The sequence below is a fragment of the Mesorhizobium sp. M6A.T.Ce.TU.002.03.1.1 genome, from assembly GCF_003997275.1.
Taxonomy (GTDB): Bacteria; Pseudomonadota; Alphaproteobacteria; order Rhizobiales; family Rhizobiaceae; genus Mesorhizobium; species Mesorhizobium mediterraneum.
On the sequence record NZ_RZTI01000200.1, the window covers coordinates 1 to 7,156 of the forward strand.

Consider the following 7,156-nt stretch of genomic DNA (forward strand, 5'->3'; position numbering starts at 1 on the left):
TTATTGTCACGTGCCCTCCCGCCCCCTGTGTCCCCACGAAGCACGAACGGTTGATGGGAGCAGTTTCATCCCGGCTAAGCAATTTCGGTTGAGGTGGCAAGACGGATCGAGCTGTTCTCAGATGGTCGACACCGTCACTTGAAGAACTCCGCCATGCCCCGGATGGCCAGGAACGCATAGAGGATTGGCCCGGCGACCACCCCGCAATAGAGGCAGAAGATCGCTGCCAGAGCCACAAGCAACGGCTTGTCGCGGCCGACCGCGGATAGCTCGGCCTTCACCGTCCAGCGCGCTGCGGCCGTTCCGTCATCTTGCGACATGGGCCCATCCTCCCCTTTGGGCTCATTTCACACAACCGCTTGCAAACATCAACCTGCCCGCGAGGGCGGAAAGGAAACCCATGGACACCACGTTCAAGGGCGCCGCCAGGCGCCTCACCGATCTCGATCTGCCGAGGCTTGGCGCCAGGATCGGCGTTGGCGAGGATGAGATCCATGCCTTCCTCGATGTCGAGACCAGCGGGCATGGCTTCGACGCCCAGGGCCGGCCGATCATCCTGTTCGAGCCGCATGTCTTTTTTCGCAATCTGTCGGGGACGGCGCGGGCACAAGCTGTCGCGGCTGGCCTTGCCTATGTCAGGTGGGGCGAAAAGCCGTATCCCCGGGACAGCTATCCGCGCCTGAAAGCCGCCTGCGCGATCGACGAGACGGCGGCGCTCAGATCGGCGTCATGGGGTCTCGGCCAGGTCCTCGGCGAGAATTTCGAGGCGGCCGGCTTCCTCACCGTGCAGGCCATGGTCGAAGCCATGATGGAGGACGAGGCGTTGCAGCTGGCGGCGGCGGTCAATTTCATCGCCGCGAACCGGCTCGACGACAAATTGCGCAAGCATGATTGGGCCGGCTTTGCCAAGGGCTACAACGGCGCGTCCTACAGGAAGAACGCCTATGACACCCGGCTTGCCGACGCGTTCCGCAAATGGTCTGGGATCAAGGACACGCCGTGGCCGCCCGTTGCCACAGCGCAGCCTCCAGCGCCTGTCCCGATCCCACAGGCTCCACAACCGGACGGTCCCACGCCTTCGGCCCCGAAGGCAGAGCCGGGCAAGGCTGGAGTCCGGCCCTGGGCCGTAGTCGTGGCCTCCTTGGTCGCCGCAATCCTTTCCTTGTTTCGAAAGGTCCCCTCTTTGTTTCGAAAGGCAAAGCCATGAAGTGGTTCAATACGAATGCCGCACACAATCTGATCAATGTGCTGATCCTGCTGCTCACCAGCTTGGTCGGCTTCGACTGGACGATGTTCGGCATCGACGCCGCCCTGGCGCTCAAGATCACTGGGGTGCTGGCCCTGCTCAAGATTCTGATGAATGTCGTCCGCGACGGCGTCGCCGGCCTCGTCAAAAAGCAGCCCGCCGTGGAGGGCAATTGAGATGTGGGTGCTTTCCATGCTGAGCGCGCTCGCCGGCAACAAGACGGTCATGTCGATCTTCGCCGCGCTGGTTGGCGGCGTCGGGCTCTATGTCGCCGGAGGCATCAGCCGGGCCAAGAAGGACGCGGCCAGGCGAGCGGCGGAAGAACTCGCCGCCGCGCAGGATTGCCTCGAAATGGGCCGCGAGGCGACCGATGCCGAACGCGCGGCGCGCGACCTGCCGGACGAAGCGGCACGGCGGGAGGCGATGCGATGGGCAAAGCACTGATCCTCTGCCTGTTGCTCGCCGGATGCACAACGCCGGTTTCGCCGGCGCGTCAGGTCTGGTGCGAACACAACCAGCAGCGCCGTCCGTCGGTGGCGGTCGTCGCAGCCATGACGCGACCCGAGCTCGACGAGGTGAATGCCTACAACGGGAAGGGCGCCAGATGGTGCGGGTGGAAGCCATGATACAGGAGCTTCTCGATGCTCTCGGCATCAAGGCGCCGGTGGTGGTCGCCGGCCTTTCCGGCGGCATCTTGCGAGCCTTGTCACGCCACCGCTACAAGGTTCGCGAGATGGTGGCGTCGCCGATCTGCGGCGCGCTGGCGGCGGCCTACCTGACTTTGCCAGTGGTGCACTACTTCCGCGCCACCGGCCTGCCGATTCCGTCGCCTGACGACGACACCACGACGCTGGCCGCGGCGTTCCTCATCGGCGTCTCGGCGATGTGGATCTCGGACATCGTCTTCGAGGTGGTGGTGAGGCGGTTCAAGCCGGGGAAGGAGGAGTGATTGCGCCTGTCTTATTGCGCCGCGGTAAACAGTCTCCCGCGGGAGATACCGCTCGGGGTGAAGATTGCGGAACCACGGGCGAAGGTGCGCGTTAGGCACGACCCTTGTGAGGATGTACCCATGCCATCTCGCCCAATCGTCTCGACAGCCGCAGCGATCCTGCTCGCCGCCACAAGCATGGCTTACGCCCGGCCGGATGCGCGCACCATGACATGCGAACAGACGCAACTTCTGATCCAGAGCCGGCATGCAGTCGTCCTGACCACCGGCCGCAACACCTATGATCGATATGTCCGCCAATTCGGCAATGAATGCGACTGGCCCGAAGTGCCTGTCACCTCCTATATCCGGACGCGTGACGGTCAATGTCGTGTCCATCGATGCGAGGAACCGGTCTTCGATTTCCCGGACTGAGAAGCAGCCGGCGCTCAATCCAAGGTTTTTCGTGTGAAGCCGCGGGACCGGATGCCCTAGAAGCCGAAGAATTGCCGGCCGACCAGATACCCCAGCGCGACGACCGCCAGGGGAAACAAGGCCGGCGCCAGCCGGCTGAGCACGGAGTTCCTTGCCGGTTCCTTTGGGGCGTTCCTGACGGCGTTTCCGAGGTTCTTGGTCATGATCTCGCTATAGTAGCAATCGCTGATTAACGATTCCTCAACATGCCGCGCCCGCCCCGGAAACGGGGCGGTTTTTTTGCGTCTTCAACGGATGTCATCCGCATTGCCGCTCAAAACTATCGTGTCGGTCGAATAGCAACGGAGCTCATGAATTTGCGGGCGTTTCCTGAACCAGCATGGGGCTGGGCGCGTTGCCGCATGCGGGAACCAATCGCCGCCCACTGCTTTGGCTAGGAGATGGTCCTTCGCAGGAAAGGAGTTCGATATGAAACCTTTCGCACTCTTGCCGAGCATGTTGATGCTGGGCGCACTGGCGTTGGCGGCGCCGGTTGCCGCCCAGACGGATAACCAGACACCCGACCAGGCGCCCGCCGGCCCTTGCCAGGCCGAACCGCAGAACGGTCAGCAGCAGAAGCCGCCGGCCATCAACAACAGCCTGACTGAGATGCTTGATCCCTGCAACGGCGTGCTGCAGCCGCCGCCGACGGGCGATCAGGGCATGGCCGCACCGCCGCCGGACGAAGGCAGGACGCCGGTGATCAAGCCCGGCGAGGTGCCGGCGCAGCCGCCGAAACAATAGGCCGCGCTCGCCGTCTCGCGGCGGTTCGCAGGCTTTTTCGCTTGCGGCCCGGAACATTAGTTCTTGCTAATTGTTCTTGTCGAAGCAGTCGATATCACCCCCCTCCGGTATCGCTGCTGATCGGGAGATCCGATCGGCCCGCGTGCCTGCGGACAGGAACGCGGGCCACTGCGATTTCTCGCAGCAACGCATCAAGGCTGCGCCAATGCGGCGATCGATTAGCGACCGCTCACGGAACAAGAAGGTTGCGTGGGCGTTTTGCAATCTGGGCTTGCCGTTCCTGACTGTGGAAGGCGGAGTCCGCAAACCAGACAGGAGAAGACGATGAAAATCCACCTTGTTCCTGCCGCCGCCGGGCTGGTTCTGCTCGCCGGTGTCGGCGTGGCCACCGCAGACCAGGTGATTATCACGCCCGAGCAGCAGACAGTCGTCCGCGAATACGTGCAGAGGCACCCGCTGGCGTCGATCAGCCTTCTGGGAGTGGAGCTCAATGTCGGTTCCACCTTGCCCGACACGGTTGAGCTTCATCCGATCGACGTTCCCGACATGGAATACAGATACGTGGTCGTCGACGATCGCACCGTGCTGGTCGATCCCGGCACCCGCAGGATCGTGCAGGTCATCGACTGACCTTCACCCGCCGCTCTCTCGGGAAGACGCAAGAGGGAGCGGCGGCTCGCCGGCAGGCAGCCGGCTGTTGATCGTCTTGTCGCGGGAAGGAGCCATTTCCATGTTGCCGCATGTCGAGTCTTCCAATGTCAATGTGGCCGCATCTGTCGACAAATTGCTTGCTGAACGGGGCACTGCCCTGTTGTCGATGAAGGAGTTGATTGCAGCGGTGCGTGAGCGAACTGGAACGGAGCGCTCGGACGCGGATCTGGCGGGGCTGATCACCAAGAAGGCAGCACTCCTCGGTGTCGCGGTTCTATCCGACTAGGGCTGAAGCCGCTCAAGACGCCGATCGAAATTTCAGCTAAAACAGTTGTCGCTCACGGATTCGAGCCGATGGAGGCAACAGTGACGGACGACAGGCAAGAACGCATTCGTCAGCGGGCCCACGCGATCTGGGAACAAGCCGGCCGGCCCGACGGTGCGCATCAGCAGCACTGGGACCAGGCCACAGCCGAGATCGACGGTGAGGACAGCAAGCCGAAAGCGAAGGCGGCTCGGCCGAAGGGGCCGGCGGCCGCCAAGCCCAAGGATAGCACGGCCAAGGATAGCAAGCCCAAGGGCACTAAGCCAAAGGCTGCCCGGCCGCGCAAGGCTTCAGCGAGCTAGAACATATAGCGCTTCGGCCGCGAGACGAAGCTCTGTCCGTGCCGCGGCCGAAAAGCGTGAGTTCCCGAAATCGATCTCGGTTACTTGCCGCAGTGATTGTCGTTGACGGTCGGTGAAACCGTGCCGGGAGCCTTGTTCGTTGCATCGGGCATCGCGCCCTGCGGGCCTATAGGGCAGTTCTGATCGGCATTGGAATTCAAGCCATCAGGGCCCGCAATAATGCTACCAGTAATCCCGGGATCGACAGTATCCGGTTCGGCCAGGTTCGGATCAATCGGGGCCGGGTCGGTGACGACGCTTCTGTCGCTGCCGGTACCCATGTCAGCGTCTGGGTCGCTGGCATTCTGGGCCATCGCAGAGGTCGCCAGACCAGCGGCGAGTAAGGACGCTGCGAGAATTTTCGTAAGCATAGCTTGTCTCCATTTGTCTCCATTTTTTCGATTGTCGCCGCATTTGCGACTATAGAAAAAACCGCTCGGGGGTGGTGAAGGTTCCCATAAAATTCCGGCCTGCGACGAACCGTTCGTGATCAGCAGGGCGATCTTGCCCGGCATGGAGGACGCCAGGGAACTCAACAAGCGTGCTGGCCATGAGCCGTTGACATGACGGCCACGTCACAGTATTGAACAGGACTATACAGGTCCACTGAACAGGTATTCCATGGCGCGTCGCACGGCTCTGTCATCTCCCGGAACGGGCAAGCCCGAACGGATCGCCACCGTCCTCGAGCACGAGATCCGCTCCGGCGTGCTCGGTTTCGGCGACCGCCTGCAGAGCGAGAACGAACTCGTCCAGCGCTTCTCCGTCAGCCGCAACACCATCCGCAAAGGTCTTGAGGAGTTGTCGAGCCGTGGGCTGATCACCACCAAGGTCGGCATCGGCTCGTTCGTCACCTTCGACGGCATGCCGGTCGACGACGCCGTTGGCTGGTCGCGCGCGCTGGCCAATGCCGGCGCCAATGCCGAGACGCGCACGCTCAGGCTCGAAGTCATGCAGGATGCCGAGCTCGCCGCCAGGCTGGGCGTCGAAAGCCCGTTCTTCATCGCCGTCGACCGGGTGCGCTCCAACGCCGATGACGGCCACGCCATCTCGATCGAACGCAGCCGCCTGCCGCTGTCACCCGAACTGGAGGACGTGCCGTTGCGCGGCCTGCGCGAAGGCTCGCTGCACCAGACACTGCGCGGGGCGGGGCTTGTCCCCGACCATGGCGAGGAATGGGTCGATATCGAGATGCTGAGCGCCGAGGACGCGGCCATTCTCGACTGCGCGCCCGGCGCGCCGTTCCTGCGCACGCGGCGGTTGACGCGCGCCGCCGATGGCCGCGCCATCGAATATGTCACCAGCCTGCTCAATCCGGCGCATTTCGCCCTTCACCTGGAGTTCTGAGCATGGACGCCGCCGAGGCGATCGACCGAGCGATGGGGGCGCTTATCGGCGGTGCGCTGGGCGATGCGCTCGGCATGCCGACGCAGCTGCTGTCGCCGGCCCGCATCGCCGAGCTCTACGGCAATGTCGAGGATTTCGTTGCGCCCGTCGTCGACCATCCGGTATCGAAAGGCTTGGTCGCCGGCACTGTCACCGACGACACCGAACAGGCGCTGCTGCTCGGCCGTATCCTGGTTGTTTCAGGCGATAGCTTCGACCATACGCGCTGGGTCAACGCACTGCTCGACTGGGAGCGCGACGTGAAGGCGCGCGGCAGCTACGATCTGCTCGGACCTTCGACCAAGCGCGCCATCGATGCCATCAATGACGGCGTGCCGGCTGAGGAGGCCGGAAGCGGCGGTGACACCAATGGCGCGGCCATGCGCATCGCGCCGGTCGGCATCATGATGCCAGCCGAGCCGCTCGACGCGCTGGTCGCCAAGGTCGCCGAAACCTGCCGCGCCACGCACAACACCTCGATCGCCATCGCCTCGGCCGCTGCCGTCGCCGCCGCTGTCAGTTGCGGCGTTGCCGGCGGCGGCTGGCGCGCAGCTTCGGACCGAGCTATCGCGGCGGCTAGGCGCGGCGCAGTGCTCGGACACTGGGTCACCGGCGGTGATATTGCCGCGCGCATCGACTGGGGGAGGGACCTCGTCCGCGGCAAGGCCGTCGCTGACGGAATCCGGCTGATCGTCGATCTGGTCGGCACCGGCGTCGCCAGCCAGGAATCGGTTCCTGCGGCCTTCGCGGTGCTGGAAATCGCCGGCGGCGATCCCTGGCAGGCGGCCGTCATCAGCGCCAATCTCGGCGGCGACACCGACACGATCGGGGCCATCGCCGCCGGCATGGCGGGCGCCTGCGCCGGTTTTTCCCGATTGCCACAGGAAAACATCGCCCGGCTGAAAGGCCTCGATATTGCTCAGGTGCGCGCTCTTGCCGCCGACTTGGTCGCTATGCGGATGGCGAAAAGCAGCTCCGGCAAGGATGCGGCGGCATGAGCAGAGCTCAGCCTGACATGAGCGGCCGTCTCCTCCATGTCGGCAGCGCGGTGGTAGACATAG

The 7,156-nt window shown here is 63.9% G+C and carries 15 protein-coding genes; 12 read left to right on the forward strand and 3 right to left on the reverse strand.

All coding sequences use genetic code 11. From position 1 onward, the window contains the following. Positions 1-134 precede the first annotated feature (134 nt). A complete protein-coding gene (locus tag EOC93_RS31665; protein ID WP_127206585.1) occupies positions 135-320 on the reverse strand; it encodes a hypothetical protein in 186 nt (61 codons plus the stop codon). Between the two features lie 80 nt (positions 321-400). Here EOC93_RS31665 and EOC93_RS31670 point away from each other — a divergent pair, with 80 nt between their 5' ends. From EOC93_RS31670 to EOC93_RS31695, 6 genes are all read left to right on the forward strand, one after another. After that, on the forward strand, positions 401-1,207 hold the full coding sequence (locus EOC93_RS31670) for an N-acetylmuramidase family protein (RefSeq protein ID WP_127206586.1): 807 nt from the start codon (positions 401-403) through the stop codon (positions 1,205-1,207). Next, positions 1,204-1,422 carry a hypothetical protein gene (locus EOC93_RS31675; protein WP_127206587.1) on the forward strand — a complete coding sequence of 73 codons (219 nt, stop codon included), beginning with the start codon at positions 1,204-1,206 and terminating at the stop codon, positions 1,420-1,422. The genes EOC93_RS31670 and EOC93_RS31675 overlap by 4 nt, the downstream gene beginning before the upstream one ends. Before the next feature lies 1 nt (position 1,423). Next, positions 1,424-1,690 carry a hypothetical protein gene (locus tag EOC93_RS31680; RefSeq protein WP_127206588.1) on the forward strand — a complete coding sequence of 89 codons (267 nt, stop codon included), beginning with the start codon at positions 1,424-1,426 and terminating at the stop codon, positions 1,688-1,690. Next, positions 1,675-1,872: a hypothetical protein gene (locus tag EOC93_RS31685; RefSeq protein WP_126105781.1), complete on the forward strand. Its 198-nt coding sequence runs from the start codon at positions 1,675-1,677 to the stop codon at positions 1,870-1,872. Before EOC93_RS31680 ends, EOC93_RS31685 begins: the two co-directional genes overlap by 16 nt. Continuing rightward, the gene (locus tag EOC93_RS31690; RefSeq protein WP_245329720.1) at positions 1,869-2,195 is read left to right on the forward strand and encodes a hypothetical protein; all 327 of its coding nucleotides are present in this window, start codon (positions 1,869-1,871) and stop codon (positions 2,193-2,195) included. Before EOC93_RS31685 ends, EOC93_RS31690 begins: the two co-directional genes overlap by 4 nt. Positions 2,196-2,315: 120 nt before the next feature. After that, positions 2,316-2,609: a hypothetical protein gene (locus EOC93_RS31695; protein ID WP_127206589.1), complete on the forward strand. Its 294-nt coding sequence runs from the start codon at positions 2,316-2,318 to the stop codon at positions 2,607-2,609. A gap of 56 nt (positions 2,610-2,665) precedes the next feature. On the opposite strand, the gene EOC93_RS34305 is transcribed toward EOC93_RS31695, so the two are convergent. After that, a complete protein-coding gene (locus tag EOC93_RS34305; RefSeq protein ID WP_164547166.1) occupies positions 2,666-2,812 on the reverse strand; it encodes a hypothetical protein in 147 nt (48 codons plus the stop codon). Positions 2,813-3,077: 265 nt separating this feature from the next. On the opposite strand from EOC93_RS34305, the gene EOC93_RS31700 reads away from it, so the two are divergent. The 4 genes from EOC93_RS31700 to EOC93_RS31715 all read left to right on the forward strand — a co-directional run bounded on the left by EOC93_RS31700 (position 3,078) and on the right by EOC93_RS31715 (position 4,670). Further along, positions 3,078-3,392 (forward strand): hypothetical protein, encoded by a 315-nt coding sequence (locus EOC93_RS31700; RefSeq protein WP_095482668.1) that lies wholly within the window; start codon positions 3,078-3,080, stop codon positions 3,390-3,392. Between the two features lie 324 nt (positions 3,393-3,716). Beyond that, complete coding sequence (locus EOC93_RS31705) at positions 3,717-4,022, forward strand: DUF1236 domain-containing protein (RefSeq protein ID WP_095482667.1); 306 nt, start codon at positions 3,717-3,719, stop codon at positions 4,020-4,022. Between the two features lie 100 nt (positions 4,023-4,122). Next, entirely contained in the window at positions 4,123-4,329 is a 207-nt protein-coding gene (locus EOC93_RS31710) for a hypothetical protein (protein ID WP_095482666.1), read from the forward strand. An 80-nt stretch (positions 4,330-4,409) separates the two neighbouring features. Next, the gene (locus EOC93_RS31715; RefSeq protein ID WP_126105782.1) at positions 4,410-4,670 is read left to right on the forward strand and encodes a DUF2934 domain-containing protein; all 261 of its coding nucleotides are present in this window, start codon (positions 4,410-4,412) and stop codon (positions 4,668-4,670) included. An 80-nt stretch (positions 4,671-4,750) separates the two neighbouring features. Here the strand turns inward: EOC93_RS31715 and EOC93_RS31720 are convergent, their stop codons facing one another. Continuing rightward, entirely contained in the window at positions 4,751-5,224 is a 474-nt protein-coding gene (locus EOC93_RS31720; RefSeq protein WP_245457990.1) for a hypothetical protein, read from the reverse strand. A gap of 106 nt (positions 5,225-5,330) precedes the next feature. On the opposite strand from EOC93_RS31720, the gene EOC93_RS31725 reads away from it, so the two are divergent. Together EOC93_RS31725 and EOC93_RS31730 are read left to right on the forward strand one after the other, a co-directional pair. Next, positions 5,331-6,056 (forward strand): GntR family transcriptional regulator, encoded by a 726-nt coding sequence (locus tag EOC93_RS31725; RefSeq protein WP_095482664.1) that lies wholly within the window; start codon positions 5,331-5,333, stop codon positions 6,054-6,056. A 2-nt stretch (positions 6,057-6,058) separates the two neighbouring features. Next, positions 6,059-7,093 (forward strand): ADP-ribosylglycohydrolase family protein, encoded by a 1,035-nt coding sequence (locus EOC93_RS31730; RefSeq protein ID WP_164547167.1) that lies wholly within the window; start codon positions 6,059-6,061, stop codon positions 7,091-7,093. The last annotated feature ends 63 nt before the right edge of the window (positions 7,094-7,156 follow it).

Excerpts from the sequence above, each read along its gene's own strand:
- EOC93_RS31675 (WP_127206587.1), top strand. The coding sequence starts at position 1,204 with ATGAAGTGGTTCAATACGAATGCCGCACACAATCTGATCAATGTGCTG.
- EOC93_RS34305 (WP_164547166.1), bottom strand. The coding sequence starts at position 2,812 with ATGACCAAGAACCTCGGAAACGCCGTCAGGAACGCCCCAAAGGAACCG.
- EOC93_RS31665 (WP_127206585.1), bottom strand. The coding sequence starts at position 320 with ATGTCGCAAGATGACGGAACGGCCGCAGCGCGCTGGACGGTGAAGGCC.
- EOC93_RS31700 (WP_095482668.1), top strand. The coding sequence starts at position 3,078 with ATGAAACCTTTCGCACTCTTGCCGAGCATGTTGATGCTGGGCGCACTG.
- EOC93_RS31695 (WP_127206589.1), top strand. The coding sequence starts at position 2,316 with ATGCCATCTCGCCCAATCGTCTCGACAGCCGCAGCGATCCTGCTCGCC.
- EOC93_RS31730 (WP_164547167.1), top strand. The coding sequence starts at position 6,059 with ATGGACGCCGCCGAGGCGATCGACCGAGCGATGGGGGCGCTTATCGGC.
- EOC93_RS31710 (WP_095482666.1), top strand. The coding sequence starts at position 4,123 with ATGTTGCCGCATGTCGAGTCTTCCAATGTCAATGTGGCCGCATCTGTC.
- EOC93_RS31685 (WP_126105781.1), top strand. The coding sequence starts at position 1,675 with ATGGGCAAAGCACTGATCCTCTGCCTGTTGCTCGCCGGATGCACAACG.
- EOC93_RS31720 (WP_245457990.1), bottom strand. The coding sequence starts at position 5,224 with ATGCCGGGCAAGATCGCCCTGCTGATCACGAACGGTTCGTCGCAGGCC.
- EOC93_RS31690 (WP_245329720.1), top strand. The coding sequence starts at position 1,869 with ATGATACAGGAGCTTCTCGATGCTCTCGGCATCAAGGCGCCGGTGGTG.
- EOC93_RS31725 (WP_095482664.1), top strand. The coding sequence starts at position 5,331 with ATGGCGCGTCGCACGGCTCTGTCATCTCCCGGAACGGGCAAGCCCGAA.
- EOC93_RS31680 (WP_127206588.1), top strand. The coding sequence starts at position 1,424 with ATGTGGGTGCTTTCCATGCTGAGCGCGCTCGCCGGCAACAAGACGGTC.
- EOC93_RS31705 (WP_095482667.1), top strand. The coding sequence starts at position 3,717 with ATGAAAATCCACCTTGTTCCTGCCGCCGCCGGGCTGGTTCTGCTCGCC.
- EOC93_RS31670 (WP_127206586.1), top strand. The coding sequence starts at position 401 with ATGGACACCACGTTCAAGGGCGCCGCCAGGCGCCTCACCGATCTCGAT.